Origin of the sequence: Halanaerobium saccharolyticum subsp. saccharolyticum DSM 6643, assembly GCF_000350165.1 — a bacterium.
Classification (GTDB): Bacteria; Bacillota; Halanaerobiia; order Halanaerobiales; family Halanaerobiaceae; genus Halanaerobium; species Halanaerobium saccharolyticum.
The window spans coordinates 300461-317785 of sequence record NZ_CAUI01000015.1 but is presented as its reverse complement, the minus strand read 5'-3'; the positions used below and the strand labels follow the sequence as shown (position 1 = coordinate 317785).

The window sequence follows — 17325 nt, the reverse complement described above, 5'->3', positions numbered from 1 at the left end:
AAATAAAAGGAGATAGAGAATGGATACTAAAAAAATCACTACAACCGCAGTTTTAGCAGCTTTTTCTTTAGTTTTAATGCTAATAATTCGTTTCCCAATGTTTTTGCCATTTTTAATATATGAGCCAGGTGATATCCCAATATTAATAATTGCGTTTTTATTTGGTCCTGGTGCAGCAATAGGGGCAACTTTCATTTTATCTATTTTAATGGCTGTATTTACAGGTTTGGGGGGTCCATTTGGAGCTTTTATGCATTTTCTAGCTACCGGTGTATTCGCCGGAACAGCTGGTTATTTTTATCAGCAGCACCATAATAGAATAGGAGCTGTCAAAGGCTTAGTTATTGGTTCAATTGCCATGACTGTTGTGATGGCCGGAGCAAATTTAATTTTTAATCCTATCTTTTATGGAATTCCTAGGGAACAAGTTTTACAGATGATGCTGCCGGGGATTTTACCATTTAATTTAAGTAAGGCAGTTATTAATTCTGTGATTACTGTTTTAGTTTATAAAAAACTTGCTAACTTCCTAAGGAGTAAGGCTTTAATAAAACAAGAACAGTTAGCAGAATAAGTTTGACAAACACCCCAAAATTGAGATAAAATTTTTATGAGAGGAGATGTTTTTTTGCAGATAACATTTTTAGGAACAGGAACCTCTCATGGGGTACCTGTTATTGCCTGTGATTGCGAGATTTGTCAATCTAGCAATCCAAAAAATAAAAGAATGCGGACATCAATTCATATTAAAAGCAAAGAATATAATTTATTGATAGATACTCCGCCTGAGATGAGATTGGAATTGATTAATAATAATATAAAAAATGTAGATTCGGTTTTGATGACTCATGCCCATGCAGATCATATTATGGGTTTTGATGATATAAGAGCTTTAAACTGGTTTCAAGGTAAAGAAATGCCAGTTTATGGAGATACAAAAACTCTAAAAGCTATTAAAAGAGTTTTCCCCTATATTTTTTCAGATAAAAATCCAGGTGGAGGAGTACCTCAGGTTATACTAAAGGAAATAGAAAAAGAATTAACTTTTAGAGATCTAAAGGTTAAGTCGGTTCCAATTTATCACGGTGATAATCAAATTTTAGCTTATAGAATTAATAATTTTGCTTATTTAACAGATTGTAGTAAAATACCTGAAAGTTCCTTAGAACTTTTGGAGGGGATTGAATATGCCGCTGTTGATGCACTTCGTTTTGAAGAACATCCCACTCATATGTCTGTAGACCAGGCTGTTGAATTAGTTAATAAATTAGACTTAAAACATGGATATTTAACTCATATTTCTCATAGATTAGATCATCAAAAATTGGATGATTATCTACCAGACCATTTAAGTCCAGCCTATGATGGATTAGTAATAAATATTTAGTCAAAAAGATATAGCTGATAATAATTTTGAACTAAAGTGGGCTTGCCCCAAGGAGGAACAATATATTGAATATAGTACTTGTTGAACCAGAAATTCCACAAAATACTGGTAATATAGCTAGAACCTGTGCTGTAACGGATTCTAAACTTCATTTAGTTAAACCCTTAGGCTTTTCAACTTCAGACAAATATTTAAAAAGAGCAGGTCTTGATTACTGGAATAAATTAGATATAAGTTATTATGATAATTTAGATCATTTTTTTAAAGTGAATCAGGGAGGACGCTTTTTTTATGCAACTACCAAAGCCGCAGCTGCTTATTCTGATTTTGAATATCAGGAAAATGATTATTTTTTATTTGGTAAAGAAACAGCAGGATTACCAGAAGATTTGTTGGAAGCAAATTTAAATCGTTGTATTAGAATTCCAATGAAGGATAAATTAAGGTCATTAAATCTTTCTAATTCAGTTTCTATAATTATATATGAGGCCCTTAGACAGAATAATTTTATAAATTTAAACAAAAAAGGAAAATATAAAAAGGAAATTTAACTTTTATATAGAATTATATATAATAGAATATAATGGAGAAAGGAGGGGAGATATGGAAAAAAATAACTATTTAACTACACTAATAATTTTATTAGTTTTTCTTTTGTCAATAACTATTACAGCCTCAGCTTTTCAGGTTAAATTGAATGATCGTGGAAGAGATGTAATGGAAATTCAAAAATATTTAAAAATTTTGGGATATAATGTATCACCGGATGGCATTTTTGGGAAGGGTACTGAAAATTCAGTGAAAAATTTTCAAAAGAGCCAAAATCTTAGTGTTGATGGAATTGCTGGTGATAATACCCGTCAGTTATTGAAGAAAATGATTTCTGAGAAAGTATCTTATGAATTATATGTGGTGGATAATGGAGATACTCTGTCAGGAATTGCTAGGTCAAGAAATTCTAGTGTAAAAAAGATTATGAAATTCAATAATATGAGTTCTGCCAGAATTAAACCGGGTCAGGACTTGAAAATTCCACGAGATAAAGTAGTTAAAGCTGATACTCAAAATCAAAGCACAGTTAATTCTGCCAATAATGAAGCAGAAAATGTTAAAGTATATTATACAGTTCGTAAGGGAGATACTTTATCAGCAATTGCAGCGCGTAGAAACTTACCTGTTGAAGAGATAATGAATGCAAATAATCTCAGTTCAGATTTTATTAAAGCTGGACAGGAACTAGTGCTCCCAATTATTGACTCAAAAGCTTCAAATAAAAATGTTAAAAAAGAAGCTAAGAATTCACAAAAGCAGTCAACTACTGCTGATAAAATTGTACATAAAATTCGGCGTGGTGATGCTTTAAGTACTATTGCTCGAATGTATGGTACTGATGTAGATACAATTCGGCGGGCTAATAACTTGAATGGAGACAGAATTGTTGCTGGTGAAGAGTTAATTATTACTGATTATCAACGTGGGCCATTTAATCTAGCTAGAAATTCTTTAATTTGGCCTGTTAATGGTCGGATTACTTCTAATTTTGGTTGGAGAACTCATCCGATTAAAAAAACAAGATTATTCCATAATGGTTTAGATATTGCTGTTCCTTCTCGAACTCCAGTTAAAGCAGCAGCAGGAGGAGAAGTTGTACATAGTGGTTGGATGAATGGTTTTGGATATACAGTTATTATTGATCATGGTCGAGGTGTAGAAACACTTTATGCTCACAACTCTAAAGTTAGTGTAGCTAAGGGATCTATGGTTAATAAGGGCCAACAGGTTGCTTTATCCGGAAATACTGGTTTAAGTACAGGTCCTCATCTTCATTTTGGAGTTTTACAAAATGAAAAACCACTTAACCCTAAAAATTATTTACCATAATGTTTTGGATTATTAGACAGACAGCGTAAAGTTGTCTGTCTTTTATCGTCATTTTTTAGATTTAAGTAATATTTTTAAATTATTTTCACTTTTTTCTTGACAACTCATTGTATTGTTGATATTATAAAAAGCGTCGCAAGAGAAATGGGCCATTAGCTCAGTTGGCAGAGCACCTGACTTTTAATCAGGTTGTCGGAGGTTCGAATCCTCCATGGCTCACCATTTATAGCGCGGGGTAGAGCAGTCTGGTAGCTCGTCAGGCTCATAATCTGGAGGTCATCGGTTCGAATCCGGTCCCCGCAACCATTTTTATTTTTATTACATATTCGGTGGGATAGCTCAGTCGGTAGAGCAGTGGATTGAAAATCCACGTGTCGACAGTTCGATTCTGTCTCTCACCACCATTTTTTTAAATATTAAAGCCAGGCATTTAGCCTGGCTTCTTTTTTTGCTTAAATATTATTTTTCTTTAATCTTTGTCTTGATTTAAATAATTTTTTTATATTTATAGTTATTTTTATTCAAAAATAATATCAGCTGATTCTAATAAATTTTCCGGAATTTTTAGATTAATCTGATCAGCAGATTTTTTATTAATGTAAAGTTTTAATTCTTTTGAAGATTCAACAGGCATTTCTGCTGGATTACTACCATTAAGAATTCGAGCAGCCATAGACCCTGTCTGTTTTCCTAACTGATAATAATCAATTCCCAAAGTTGCGATTGCACCCTGTTCAACTGAATTATTTTCAGAAGCGAATACAGGAACTTGACGGTTGTGTGCTGTCTGGAGTACAGTTGGCATAGCAGAAACAATAATATTATCAGTTGGCACATAAATTGCATCTACATTATCAACTAAAGAAGAAACTGCAAGACTTACTTCGCTGCTGTTACTAACTGTTGCTTCTTCAAGATTAATTCCCATTTCTTTAGCTTTTTCTTTAGCTAGTTTAACCTGAACAGTAGAATTTACTTCACCGGGGTTATATAAAATACCGATATCTTTTACTTCTGGTAGGAAATCTCTTATTAATTCTAATTGTTTTGCTACCGGATTCATATCTGTTGTGCCTGTGATATTAGCACCCGGTTTTTCCATACTCTGAACTATACCAGCCTCAACTGGATCAGTAACTGCTGTTATTAAAACTGGGGTATTTTTTAAGACATTTGCAGCTGTTTGAGCTGAGGGTGTAGCAATTGCTAAAACTAAATCTACTTTATTTTGATTAAATCTTTGAGCTATAGTTTGAGCAGTTGAAAAATCAGCTTGAGCGTTCTGAAGATCAATCTTTATATTTTCTCCTTCTACAAACCCCTCTTTAGCTAACTGATCAATAAACCCTTCTCTGGCTAAATCTAAAGACGGATGCTCAACAAACTGTGAAATACCTATTTCATATTCCTCAGCTGCTAAATTCATTGAAAATAAAAATACTAGTGCTAAGACTAAAAGTAATAAATGTCCCTTTTTAAAAAATTTCTTCATACTTTTCCCTTCTCCCTTCTTTTGAAAAAATTAATTATTTAAGTCAATTATATAATCATTTTCTTTTGCTTGTCAATTTTCATTTTTTAAAAAATGACTAATTTTATATTATATTTTTAATATAAGATAAGTTAATTTCTAAATATAAACTTTAATTTCTTTTCAAAATTATATATAATAATAAGAGAAATATCAAAAAATAAATTTGAGGTGTTATAAATGTCAAAAAATCCAGAAGTAACAATAACAATGGAAGATGGAAATCAAATTAAACTAGAATTATATCCAGAAAAAGCAGAGAATACAGTTAAGAATTTTATTGAACTGGTTGAGAATGATTATTATGATGGGCTTAATTTTCATCGTGTAATTAAAGGCTTTATGGTTCAGGGTGGATGTCCTGATGGCACTGGAATGGGGAATCCAGGTTATTCAATTAAAGGTGAATTTGCGGCCAATGGTCATGATAATGATTTAAAGCACAAAAGAGGGGTAATTTCAATGGCAAGAAGCTCAGCTCCTGATTCAGCAGGGTCCCAGTTTTTTATAGTCCATCAAGATGCTCAACATTTAGATGGCCAGTATGCAGCCTTTGGAGAGGTTATAGAAGGCATGGATACTGTTGATCAAATAGCTGAAGTAGAAACAGGTGCAAGAGATTTACCAAAAGAAGAACAGGTAATGAAATCAGTAGAAGTAGAAACATTTGGGGCAGAATATGAGGCTCCAGAAAAGCTCTAACTTGATCAATCTTAAAAAAATATTAATTTAATAGGCTGGCAGTTAATTCTGTCAGCTTTTTTAAATAATTTTGTTTTTTGTTTATTAATTGTATATAATTAAATAAGTGAACAAATTTCAGACTTTTTAATTAATTTAAAATATTTAATTATTATTTGAAGTGAAATTAACTTAGGGAGATGGCTAATGAAATATTTAAAAAAATATCTTAGTTTTGTTCTGCTGATATTATTTTTTTTAATATTCACAATTTCAATCCAGGCAGAGGAATTTATAACTTTAGGTGTTACTTCCAAAAAAATTGCTCTATCAAAATTAGAAAGCTGGCAGTCTATTTTGGATGAAGTCTCTAAAAGAAGTGGTATAGATATTGAATTGGTAGTTGCTAAAGACCACCAAACATTAATAGATTTAATGAAAAACAAAAAAATTGATATGGGTTATTTTTCGCCAGTTTTTTATGTAAAAGCACATGATGAATTAAACTGTAAACCAGTGGTGTTAGAGAAACGACTTGGTAGTTCTTATTATCAAGGAGGCTTTATTGTTCGTAAAGATTCTAAAATTGAAAAGATTGATGATTTAAAAGGTAAAAAATTAGCTTTAACTGCTGAAAAAGATTCTACTTCTGGCTACTATTTACCAATAGCTATTTTAAAAAGCTCTGGTATAAGTCACAAAAATGATTTAGATGTTGTATATACAGGCAAGCATATTAATGTTCTTAAAAGTGTCAGCTATGGATTAGTTGATGCTGGTGCAATAAAATTATTTATTTTAGAAAATGAGCTTAATAAAAAATATAGTTCGGGAATTAAAATAATTGCTAAATCTTCTTATTTACCTACATCTTCTATAACCGCCAGAGATGATATAGAAGAAGAGACAATAAATAAGCTTAGAAAAGCTTTTATAAGTTTAAATAGTGATCCAACTGGGTTAAAAGCTATGCATAAATCTGGCTTTGATGGTTTTGCTGCAAGTGATGATCAGATGTATGATATAGTTCGAGATTATTTAGCTGATTATAATAAAAAATTATAATCAAGTAAATTTAAAGAGAGTTTTAAAGATAAGGATGATTAATTTTGTCATTAAAAAGAAGATTAATTACTTATATAATGTTAATATTTTTATTAATTATGCTTTTGGTAGGCTATGTGTTAATTGTTCAGCAAAAGGATATTTTTCAAGAAGAAATTGAAAGAAGAGGTAAACTTTTAGCTAGAACATTAGCAGAAATCAGTAAAGAAGCTCTGCTTGTGCATGAATTTAGTACTCTTTCGAAAAATGTCATGTCTTTTGAAAATGAGCAGGATGTAGTCGGAGTAAAAATAATAAATAATAATGGTAGAATTTTAGCAGCATTAGATAGAAATTTAGAAGGGACGTTTAACAAAAAAAATTATGAGCAAAAGCAAAACTATGTGGATGATGATAAGTTAATAACAATCAAAGATATTATTGTAGATGAAGATGTAATTGGCAGAACAATAATTACGCTTTCCCAACAGACTTTAAAAAATAAAATAAATTATTCAATTAGAATGATGGTTGTCATATTAACCTCATCTTTTTTACTGCTGACATTTATAATTCACATTACATCTGATTATTACTTAGAACCAATTACTAATCTGGCTAAAATAGTTCGTAAAATTCCAGAAAGTGATTTTAAAATCTCTAAATTAAAGTCTAAAAATCCTCCTTTAGAATTGAAGGAACTATATAATTCTGTAATCTGGATGTATGAAGAAATGCTGATAATCAGGAAAAGTCTAATTGAGAAAACACAAATGGCTACTCTTGGTAAAATGTCAGCTTATTTAGCTCATGAAATAAGAAATCCTCTAGAAGCTATTTCTGGAGCAGTAGAGGTAATAAAATTAAAGAGAGAATCCGATTTTCATAACGGATTTTTTGAAATAATAAATGAAGAAATTGAAACATTAAATAATTTCTTAGAAGAGTTTTTGAATTTTGCCAGAATTAAATCCTATGAATTTAAAAAAATTGATATTATTAATCTTCTTAATGATATTTCTAAATTATTAGAGTCAATGATAAAAAATAATAACATAACTTTAATCAAAGAGTTTAATAGCCAGCACAGATATATCAAAGGTGATATCAATAAAATAAAAAGTGTATTTACTAATATTATTTTAAACTCAGTCGAAGCAATTAAAAAATCAGGTTATATTAAAATAAAAGTTGAAGATGATGAAGATTTCATTTTAATTTATATTGAAGATAATGGTAGTGGGATTAATAATAAAGATCTGGATAAGATTTTTGATCCATTTTTTACAACTAAAAAAAGTGGTAGTGGTATAGGTTTAAGTATTTCAAAAGAAATTATTGAAAAACATGATGGAAAAATTGATGCAGAAGTTGAAAATAATACAATTTTCAAAATTAAATTACCTATCTATAAGGATGATAGCGGCAATGAAAAAGATATTAATAGTTGATGATAAAGAAAACATTTTGAAGGTTTTAAAAGCAATATTAGAAGCAGAAAATTATATAGTTGATTATGCAAATGATGTAAATACGGCGATTAAAAAAGCTGGAAGTTTTAATCCAGATCTAATTATATCTGATATAAGAATGCCTAAAATGAGTGGTCTAGAGTTTTATGAAACAATGTTAAAGAAAAATATTAAAAGTAAGTTCATTTTTATGACTGCTTTTGGAAGTATTCCAATGGCAGTAAAAGCAATGAAATTAGGTGCATCAGAATTTTTGACTAAACCACTAGATTATGATGAATTGAAAATTAAAATTCGTAATTTAATCGGTCAAACAGAAATAGACCATAAAGATGAAGTTAGAAAAAAATATAAGGAAATAATTGGAGAAAACCAGACAGTATATAATTTAATTGAAACTATTGAGATGGCTGCTGATTATAGTTCCACAGTTTTGATTGAGGGAGAGAGTGGATCTGGAAAAGAATTAGTTGCAAGAGCCCTACATTATCACAGTCAGCGGCGAGAAAATAATTTTGTTGCTGTAAATTGTGCAGCCCTTAATCATAATATTATAGAATCAGAGTTATTTGGACATAAAAGAGGAGCCTTTACAGGTGCTGTTAAGGATAAAAAAGGAAAATTCGAATTGGCAGATCAGGGGACTTTAATGTTAGACGAAATAACTGAAATTAGTCTCGATACCCAATCTAAATTATTGCGGGTGCTTCAAGAAAAGCAGTTTGAAAGAGTTGGCGAAAATAAAAGTATAGATATTGATGTTCGAGTAATTGCAACAACTAATCGAGATATTAAAAAAATGGTCGAAGAAGATAAGTTTAGAAGTGATTTATTTTATCGATTAAATGTATTTCCAATAAAGATTCCCCCTCTTAGAAAAAGAAAATCAGACATCAGTATCTTAATAGATCATTTTATCAAGAAAATATCAAAAAGAGAAAATATAGCCCAAAAAAGAATTTCAAATGAGGCTGTTAATTTGTTAAAACAATATGACTGGCCTGGTAATATAAGAGAGCTAGAAAATTTAACTGAAAGATTAATTATTATTTCTAAAAGCAATGACATTACTTTACAGGATTTACCACAGGATATTTTAGAAAAAATTAATTATGATAGAGATGAATTAACTGAAAAAGAAAAAATAATTAATTCTTTAAGAAAAAGTAAAGGTAATAAGACTAAAGCAGCTAAAATCTTAGGAATTTCAAGAAAAACATTATATAATTGGATAAAAAAATATAAAGATGATCGAGAAGTATCAGACTTAGTTGAGTAATTTATACACTTAAATTGTGAAGTTTACTAAAAATACACACAATAATGAATATTATAATTTTTAAATCAGTAAAAATTCTTTTTTAATAAGAATCTTTACTGATTTTTTCATTTAATAAAACAAAATAAAAACTTAATTATTAATAATATTATCCATATTTTTACATAATACTTACTTGTTAATATTGATTATTAATAATTTTCAAAAAAATATGGTTTCATATTATAATTTACTGAATTTTATTATTCTGGAACGGAAATTGCATTATATATAGGTGACAGGTCAAACTATTAAATATTTTAGCTTTGGGGGTGAATAAAAAAGTTAAGCTTTACTTACTATTTATTTACTATTTTTATTTCATTAAGAACAAAATTAAATTAGGGGGATATTAAATGTTTAAAAAAATTAGTGAAAGAAAGATTTATTCTAGACTGATTATGGCTGTTTTAATTACAATGCTTTTAGCTGGTAGTGTTTTAGCCAGTGGACATGTACAGTCAGATAATCCTAAGTATGTATTTTTTCTAATCGGTGATGGTATGGCATCTTCTCAGGCAACATTGGCAGAGTATTATAATCAATTTGAAAATCTCGAAGAGCCTAATCACAGTTATGAAGAACATGGAGAAAGTTTCATTGATATGACAACAGAAGAACATAGTGATAGACTAATGATGCACAGATTGGATTTTGCTGGTTCTACAAGAACTGCAGGATCATTTACTTTAGTACCAGGATCTGCTCAAACTGCTACATCCTTAGCTACAGGTATTAAAACTGATAGAAATACCATTTCATTAGATGTTAATGATAACCCAGTCAAATCAGTTTTAATGGCTGCAAAAGAAAAGGGAATGGCTACTGGATTAGTATCAACTGCAAGAATTACACATGCAACACCTGCTGCTTTTGCTTCTAATGTACCAGATAGAGGAATGGAAAATGAAATAGCAGCTCAGTATCTTGAAAATAAGATTGATTATCTTGCTGGTGGTGGAGCAAGACATTTCTTAGCCAGTAGTAATGAAAATTCTAAACGAAAAGATGACAGAAATCTATTTGAAGAATTTGCAAATGAAGGTTATGAAGTCTTTGAATCAAGTGCTGATACAGCAGCTTTTAGAGATTACATGCCAATGGCTGGAGATAGAGTTCTTTATACTCCTACTATGAGTCATGTTTCTTACGAAATTGATAGAGTTAATAAGTTAGTTCCAAGTATCGCAGAAATGACTCAAAAAGGTATAGATTTACTAAGCCAAGATGATGATGGATTTTTCATGATGGTTGAAGGTGGACGTATTGACCATGCCGCTCACGATAATGATGTAGCTGCAACTATTCATGATACTTTAGCTTTTGATGACGCTGTTAAAACAGCTTATAAGTTTTATTTAGAGCATCCTAATGAAACTTTAATTATTGTTGCTGGTGACCACGAAACTGGTGGCCTCGGTTTAAACAGTTGTGAAGGTATGGAATATGATTATTTCATGGATTTAGGACCAATTCGTGATATTAAAGTTTCTATCGAAGAAGGTTTTGAGTATACTGGTGATAGAGCACAAGTATATACTGATTTAAAAGAAGATTTTGGTATTGAAAAACTAAACGATAGAGAAAAAGAAATGCTTGAAAACGCTATGGATCTTCAAGATGCAGAAGGTAGCGGAGCAAATGTAATGGACTTTGGTGGATATTGGCCGCAAGCAAGCTGGATAAGTCCAGTACAGTCAACTATAGCTCATATTACTTCTAAGAGATCAGAAATTGGTTGGACTTCTTCCGCTCACACTGGCCAGATTATTCCAATTAGATCTCATGGTGCTGGTGCAGCAAGATATAATGATTCAATGGATAATACAGATGTAGCTAATATCACTGCAGAACTACTAGATGTAGAACTTAATTAAAGTAGATCTATAAAAGTGAATTACTAATGAATAGGTGAGGATTTATTCCTCACCTTTTCTTTGAACTTAATCAGGAGGCATGAAGATGAAAAGCAAAAAAATTAAAGCAATAATTTTTATTATTATTATTACCGCATCACTTTCCTTTTTATTTTACAATTTAAGTTTTCAGCCTGATACGAGAGAACTCCGAGCTGTAGTAAAAGAAGTTAATGATAGTGAAATTAGTGGTTCAGGTGTTCAAAAATTTGGAAGGCAGCTAGTTCAAGTTGAAATTAAAGAGGGTAAATTTAAAGGAGAAACTTTTAATGCTTCAAATCATCTGATTGGAAATTTCGCCTGGGATTATCGTTTTAGTGAAGGTGATGAAATTCTAGTTGCAATTTCAGAAACCGAGAGTGGTGAAATTAGAGCAGTAATTGCCTTAGATATTTATCGACAGGGTTGGATTTTAGTTTTACTCGCACTATTTATTATCTTACTATTACTTTATGCACGTTACATAGGTTTAAAAGCTCTGTTTTCATTTATTGGAAGTATAATAATCATCTGGAAAGTGCTAGTTCCAGGCTTATTAAATGGTTTAAATCCGTTATTGTTTACAACTTTTGTACTGATAATTTTATCTGCTTTAATTTTATTTTCTATTGCTGGTTTTACCAAAAAAGGATTAGCTGCATTTTTTGGTACAAGTTTGAGCCTTTTAATTACAATTATTTTAACAATCTTTTTTGGAAATAAACTTGCTTTAGATGGAATGTCTGCTCCTTATGTTGGGGAAATGCTGGCAGCAGGTTATTTTAATTTAAATGTAAGAGACATATTTTATGCAGCAGTTGTTATTGGCGCTTCTGGAGCAGCAATGGATATTGCCATGGATATGTCTACTACAATTAAGGAACTTAAAGAAAAAAGGCCCGATATGGAAATGAAAGATTTAATTAAATCAGGTTTTAATGTAGGTAGTGATGTTATTGGAACAATGACCACAACTCTTTTATTAGCTTATGCAGGTGGGTATTTAACTTTAATGATGGCTTTTATGACCCGAACAACTACCTTAAGAAGAATTTTTAATTTAAGAATTATAGTTTCAGAAATTTTAAGAACTATTGTTGGGAGTATAGGTTTAGTGATAGTGGCACCAATTACAACAATTTTTGCTGCCTGGCTTTATAGCAGAGAATTTAAACTAAAAGATATTAAGGATAAATTTTTAAAAAATTAATTAAGCATGATTTTTACTAAATGAAAAGCAAATAATTAAATAGATTAAACTTTTAAGGACTGTAAAATAAAATTTACAGTTCTTTTTTGGTTTTATACTAATTTTTTTGATTTGTGATTTATATTTTGACTGTGCCTAGAGGACGGAGATCAATTTGCAATTTTCTAATATTAATATAATTTATTATATAATATTACGATTTAGAAGATAGATTAATTCAAAAAGAAAAAAACTAAAAAATAGAAATATTAAGAAAATTGAAGGAATTTTTAATATTATGTTCAATTATGTGAATAAGGCCAATCATAAATGATTTTAAAAGGAGGAGTTAATTAAAATGAAAAAGACAGTTTTATATTTTTTAGTGTTGTTAATCTCCTTGATGTTGTTACCTCAAATTGTTTTAGCACAAAATGATACAGTTGTAGTATATTCACCTTGGGCAGATCCAGTAATGAATGAATTAGCAGAAATGTTTAAAGAAGAAACTGGCTATAATTTAAAAAATGTAAATATTTCAACAGGTGAAATATTTGCAAGACTCCAAGTTGAGTCAGGAAATCCACAAGCTGATGTATGGCATTCAGTAAGGGCGCTTTATCTTGATGAAGCGAAAGCAAAAGGTCTAATTAGATCTTATGAAACTCCAGAAAATGCCAAATATATGTTAGAATCTTATACTTATCCTAAAAAAGATTATATTATAGGTACTACAATGTATCCTTTAGTATTTGCTTATAATACTGAATATCTAGCAGAGTTAGGTTATGATGCACCTGAAAATTGGGGTGATTTATTAAATCCTAGATGGAAAGATAAAATTGTAATGCCTCACCCTGCAACTTCTGGTACTGCCTTTGCTATGTTGGCGACAGTAATTGAGTTGTATCAGCAGGCTGATGAAACTGGTATTGAGTCAGAATTGGGTTGGGATTATATTGAAAATTTAAGCAAAAATATTGGTCAATATACCAGAAGTGGTACAACTCCAAGTCTTTTAACTGCAAGGGGAGAATATCCATTAGCAATTCAATTTTATGATCGCATTTATCGCATGCAAAATGAGGGATATCCAATCAAAGCTATTTTCCCAGAACCTGTTTATGCAGCGCCATCTTGTTCAGCTTTAGTGGCTAATTCTCCAAATCCAGAAGGTGGAGATGCATTTCTTAACTTTATGCTATCTAAAAAAGCTCAAGAAATTGTAAAAAAAGAGGGTAATTATTCTGTAAGAACAGATGTTGATCCTCCTGAAGGTGCAAAACCACTTAGTGAACTAGTTGTTTTTGAAGATGATTACAGCTGGGCAGCGGAAAATAAAAATGATATGCTTGCTAAATTTTTACAGGTTGCTCACTAAAGATTTTTGTAAGCTTTTCATTTTTAATATTAAATAATTTATAGAAGTTAGTTATTTATGGTTGGTCCTAAATTTTATAGGGGGGGTATAAGCACAAATGAAATTATTTAAAAAAGAAAAAATTGCTCAGCCTAAGCTTGAACCCATTGTTAAAGTTATCATATTTATTATATCTATGATACTGCTTTATTTTATAATATATCCTATAGCTCAGGTACTAAGTAAAAGTATTACTGATTATAGTGGTAATTATATAGGATTTATAAATTATCTAGAGTTTTTAAAGTCTAGTTATTTTAGAGGTGTTTTCTATAATACAATGCTGATTGCTGTGACAGCAACTTTAGGGGCAGTAATTTTAGGTACTATTTTTGCTTTTGCAATAACCAAAAGTAATATTCCAGGCAAAAAATTTTTTATGTTTATTGGTATTCTACCAATGATTACCCCAGCATTTATTAACGCATTTTCTTTAATATTATTATTTGGTAGAAAAGGAATTGTTAATAACATACTTTATTCATTATTTGATTTTAGATTTGTGATTTACGGCTGGCATGGAGTAGTTTTTTCACAGATTATTACGCTATTTCCACTTGCATACATAGTGACAGCTGCAGCTTTTACAGGATTAGGCTCTGAGCTGGAGAGCGCTGCAATGGATTTAGGTGCCCCACCTTTGAGAATAATTAGAACTATTACATTCCCCTTAATAACTCCTGCTATTATGGCAGCATCACTTTTAATTTTCATGACTAATCTGGCAGCTTTTGGTGCTCCAGCTATTTTAGGTGGTGGAGAAACCACTCTGGCTGTAGAAGCAGTTATTCAGGTTTTAGGAGTAGGTAACTGGCAGATGGGAACTACTGTAGCAGTAATTCTTTTAATACCAAGTTCTTTAGTCTTTTTTCTTCAAAATAAATTTAAAAAGAAAGCTTCTTATGTTACAGTGACAGGCAACGCAGCTCATGGTGAAACAACTGAACTTCCTAAAAACATAAAATATTTTTTGTTTATTATATGTACACTTGTTTCTATTATCGTAATTTCAATTTATTTAACAATACTCCTCGGTAGTTTTTCTCAGACTTGGGGTATCGATAATTCCTTTACTTTAAGTCATTATACGACTGTATTTGATAGATCATTAGAATCGATTACTAATAGTACTATATTAGCATTTATTGGAGGTTTGGGAGCAGCAATGTTGGGTATTTTGATCAGTTATATTGTAGTAAGGCAAAAATTTATTGGTAAAAAACTAATGGATTCTGTGTCAACTTTACCTTATGCTGTTCCAGGAACTATGATGGGACTTGGTTTTGTTATTGCCTTCAATAAGCCTCCGCTAATTTTAACAGGAACTGCACTAATCATTGTTTTTGATTATATCATTCGTAGAATGCCATTTGCATTAAGAACTGCATCTTCAAATTTGCAACAGCTTGACATTTCAATGGAGGAATCTTCTGCAGACATGGGTGCTCGCTGGCATGTTACTTTTCAGAAAATTGTATTACCGCTTCTTAAACCAGCTTTTTTTAGTGGATTTCTCTTTGCTTTTATTAGAGCAATAACTGAGCTAACATCAACTATTTTTCTGGTTTCTCCAGATCATCGTTTAATGTCAGTAGACATTTATAATTTTATAAACTATGGTCAATTAGGAGAAGCTGCTGCAATGTCAATAATTTTAATGATTATTGTTGTTGTTATAGTTGTAGTACTATATAAAATAACAAAAATGGATCTATTAAATATAAAATTATAAGGGGGAGGAAGAGATTATGGTTAACAGAAATGTTGATTTTCATTTAGAAAAAGTACCTGTTCAGTTACAAAGCTTAACCAAAAAATTTTCAGATGAAGGAAAAATAATTACTGCAGTAGATAATATAGATATAACTTTTGAAAAGGGCAAACTCACAACACTTTTAGGACCGAGCGGTTGTGGAAAAACTACCACATTAAGATGTATTGGTGGTTTTTATAAACCAGAAGAAGGTAAAGTATTAATCGGAAGTGAAAATGTTAGAGGCGTACCTCCTTATAAAAGACCGACTGGTACTGTTTTTCAAAATTATGCACTTTTTCCTCATATGTCAGTGTTTGAAAATATTGCATATGGTTTAAGAGTAAAAAAAATGAGTAATCAAGAAGTTAAAGATAAAGTTAATAAAGGTCTTGAATTACTTCAGTTGGACAATATGGGAGGAAGACTTCCTACTCAACTTTCGGGAGGTCAACAGCAGAGAGTTGCAATTGCTCGACTACTTGTCAATGAGCCTAAAGTTTTGCTTTTAGATGAGCCTCTTAGTAATTTGGATGCTAAATTGAGAATTTATATGAGAGAAGAAATAAAAAATATTCAGCGCAAATTAGGACTAACAACAATTTATGTTACTCATGATCAGGAAGAGGCAATGACTCTTTCAGATCAAATGGCAATTATGAATAAAGGAAGAATTGAACAGATTGGTACTCCTGTAGAGATATATAATAACCCAGCAAATAAATTTGTTGGTGATTTTATAGGAGAAGCTAATTTTCTAAAAGGCTATATTGAAAAAATAATAGATGATACAGCGGTTATTAGAATTGATGATTATAAAATTAAATCAAAGGTTGATACTGATGAATTTAGTGAAGACGATAGAGTTTTAGTAATGATAAGGCCTCATGATGTGGAAATTTGTGATAAAGATGAAGCAGATATAATAACTCAAATAAGATGGGCAGCATTTCTTGGTGCACAGGTTAATTATCAAATAGTAATGCCAGGAGATGATGACTTTACAGTTTACGATTATCAAGCAGATCAAATAATGGAGGCAAATGAAGATATAAATTTAAAAATAAAAAAATCTCTTGTAATAGAGAAGTTATAGTTCTAAATGAAATTTAATAAAGATTAGAGGAATGAACATGTCCCTGTCAAGTAGACAGTAAAATATATTAACTTGTAATGGGCTATATGAGAAATTGTATAGTCCTTTTTTTGTTTTGTATTAATCTGTGTTAGACTGTTATTAATATTTTGGTGGTCACAGGGCAACGAAGGTCGACGAAAGCAATATATGATTTATAAAGTAGTATAGATATTCAAAAAAGTCAGAATATACTGGCAGCATAGCGGCAGCTATGGAAGCTCTAGAATACATCATGAATTGTTAAAAAATGGTCACAAATGTAATTTAAACTATTTGTAAGACTGTTGGATGTAATGGGCCTTAAACCAATTCATAAAAAAATAAAGGAGAAATCTTATAGGTGAAGAAATATATATTATAAAATGTCAAAATTTAATTATATTATAAAAAATTATATATTTACTATTATTATCTAAATCCTTTTTTAAAAAAGTATACTTTATCAGATCATTAATTTATCTTTCCTAAAAAATAGATAAAGATATTCTTCAAATACTTCAAAAATTAGTATTTAAATAAAAATATCACAACACCTTTCATACTACAATTCTAATAATTAGATTTGTTACACAAATTCTTCAGTTGATATAAAAAAGTTTATAATACTGAACAGATT

General features: G+C 30.4%; 14 protein-coding genes and 3 tRNA genes. 16 read left to right on the top strand and 1 reads right to left on the bottom strand.

Going from position 1 to position 17325, the window contains the following annotated elements:
• The first annotated feature begins 19 nt into the window (after window positions 1-19).
• The 7 genes from HSACCH_RS06810 to HSACCH_RS06780 all read left to right on the top strand — a co-directional run bounded on the left by HSACCH_RS06810 (window position 20) and on the right by HSACCH_RS06780 (window position 3672).
• A complete protein-coding gene (locus HSACCH_RS06810) occupies window positions 20-574 on the top strand; it encodes an ECF transporter S component (protein WP_005488789.1) in 555 nt (184 codons plus the stop codon).
• Window positions 575-628: 54 nt separating this feature from the next.
• Window positions 629-1387 carry an MBL fold metallo-hydrolase gene (locus tag HSACCH_RS06805; RefSeq protein WP_005488788.1) on the top strand — a complete coding sequence of 253 codons (759 nt, stop codon included), beginning with the start codon at window positions 629-631 and terminating at the stop codon, window positions 1385-1387.
• Between the two features lie 65 nt (window positions 1388-1452).
• Window positions 1453-1938 carry a tRNA (uridine(34)/cytosine(34)/5-carboxymethylaminomethyluridine(34)-2'-O)-methyltransferase TrmL gene (gene trmL, locus HSACCH_RS06800; protein WP_005488787.1) on the top strand — a complete coding sequence of 162 codons (486 nt, stop codon included), beginning with the start codon at window positions 1453-1455 and terminating at the stop codon, window positions 1936-1938.
• 52 nt (window positions 1939-1990) lie between these two features.
• Complete coding sequence (locus tag HSACCH_RS06795; protein WP_005488786.1) at window positions 1991-3268, top strand: LysM peptidoglycan-binding domain-containing protein; 1278 nt, start codon at window positions 1991-1993, stop codon at window positions 3266-3268.
• A gap of 146 nt (window positions 3269-3414) precedes the next feature.
• Window positions 3415-3490 (top strand) — tRNA-Lys (locus tag HSACCH_RS06790).
• A gap of 7 nt (window positions 3491-3497) precedes the next feature.
• Window positions 3498-3574 (top strand) — tRNA-Met (locus HSACCH_RS06785).
• Between the two features lie 22 nt (window positions 3575-3596).
• A tRNA-Phe gene (locus tag HSACCH_RS06780) sits at window positions 3597-3672 on the top strand.
• Between the two features lie 113 nt (window positions 3673-3785).
• On the opposite strand, the gene HSACCH_RS06775 is transcribed toward HSACCH_RS06780, so the two are convergent.
• A complete protein-coding gene (locus HSACCH_RS06775; protein WP_005488785.1) occupies window positions 3786-4760 on the bottom strand; it encodes an ABC transporter substrate-binding protein in 975 nt (324 codons plus the stop codon).
• A 219-nt stretch (window positions 4761-4979) separates the two neighbouring features.
• Here HSACCH_RS06775 and HSACCH_RS06770 point away from each other — a divergent pair, with 219 nt between their 5' ends.
• The 9 genes from HSACCH_RS06770 to HSACCH_RS06730 all read left to right on the top strand — a co-directional run bounded on the left by HSACCH_RS06770 (window position 4980) and on the right by HSACCH_RS06730 (window position 16667).
• Complete coding sequence (locus HSACCH_RS06770) at window positions 4980-5501, top strand: peptidylprolyl isomerase (RefSeq protein WP_005488784.1); 522 nt, start codon at window positions 4980-4982, stop codon at window positions 5499-5501.
• A gap of 186 nt (window positions 5502-5687) precedes the next feature.
• Window positions 5688-6545, top strand: a complete 858-nt coding sequence (locus tag HSACCH_RS06765; RefSeq protein WP_005488783.1) for a phosphate/phosphite/phosphonate ABC transporter substrate-binding protein — start codon at window positions 5688-5690, stop codon at window positions 6543-6545.
• Between the two features lie 44 nt (window positions 6546-6589).
• Window positions 6590-7975, top strand: a complete 1386-nt coding sequence (locus HSACCH_RS06760; RefSeq protein WP_005488782.1) for a sensor histidine kinase — start codon at window positions 6590-6592, stop codon at window positions 7973-7975.
• Window positions 7953-9275: a sigma-54-dependent transcriptional regulator gene (locus HSACCH_RS06755; RefSeq protein ID WP_005488781.1), complete on the top strand. Its 1323-nt coding sequence runs from the start codon at window positions 7953-7955 to the stop codon at window positions 9273-9275. Before HSACCH_RS06760 ends, HSACCH_RS06755 begins: the two co-directional genes overlap by 23 nt.
• Before the next feature lie 395 nt (window positions 9276-9670).
• Window positions 9671-11191 carry an alkaline phosphatase gene (locus HSACCH_RS06750; protein WP_005488780.1) on the top strand — a complete coding sequence of 507 codons (1521 nt, stop codon included), beginning with the start codon at window positions 9671-9673 and terminating at the stop codon, window positions 11189-11191.
• Window positions 11192-11276: 85 nt separating this feature from the next.
• Window positions 11277-12419: a YibE/F family protein gene (locus tag HSACCH_RS06745; protein ID WP_005488779.1), complete on the top strand. Its 1143-nt coding sequence runs from the start codon at window positions 11277-11279 to the stop codon at window positions 12417-12419.
• A 337-nt stretch (window positions 12420-12756) separates the two neighbouring features.
• Window positions 12757-13779, top strand: coding sequence for an extracellular solute-binding protein (locus HSACCH_RS06740; RefSeq protein ID WP_005488778.1), 1023 nt, complete (start codon window positions 12757-12759; stop codon window positions 13777-13779).
• A gap of 97 nt (window positions 13780-13876) precedes the next feature.
• On the top strand, window positions 13877-15550 hold the full coding sequence (locus HSACCH_RS06735) for an ABC transporter permease (RefSeq protein ID WP_005488777.1): 1674 nt from the start codon (window positions 13877-13879) through the stop codon (window positions 15548-15550).
• A 16-nt stretch (window positions 15551-15566) separates the two neighbouring features.
• Complete coding sequence (locus tag HSACCH_RS06730; RefSeq protein WP_005488775.1) at window positions 15567-16667, top strand: ABC transporter ATP-binding protein; 1101 nt, start codon at window positions 15567-15569, stop codon at window positions 16665-16667.
• Window positions 16668-17325: the final 658 nt, after the last annotated feature.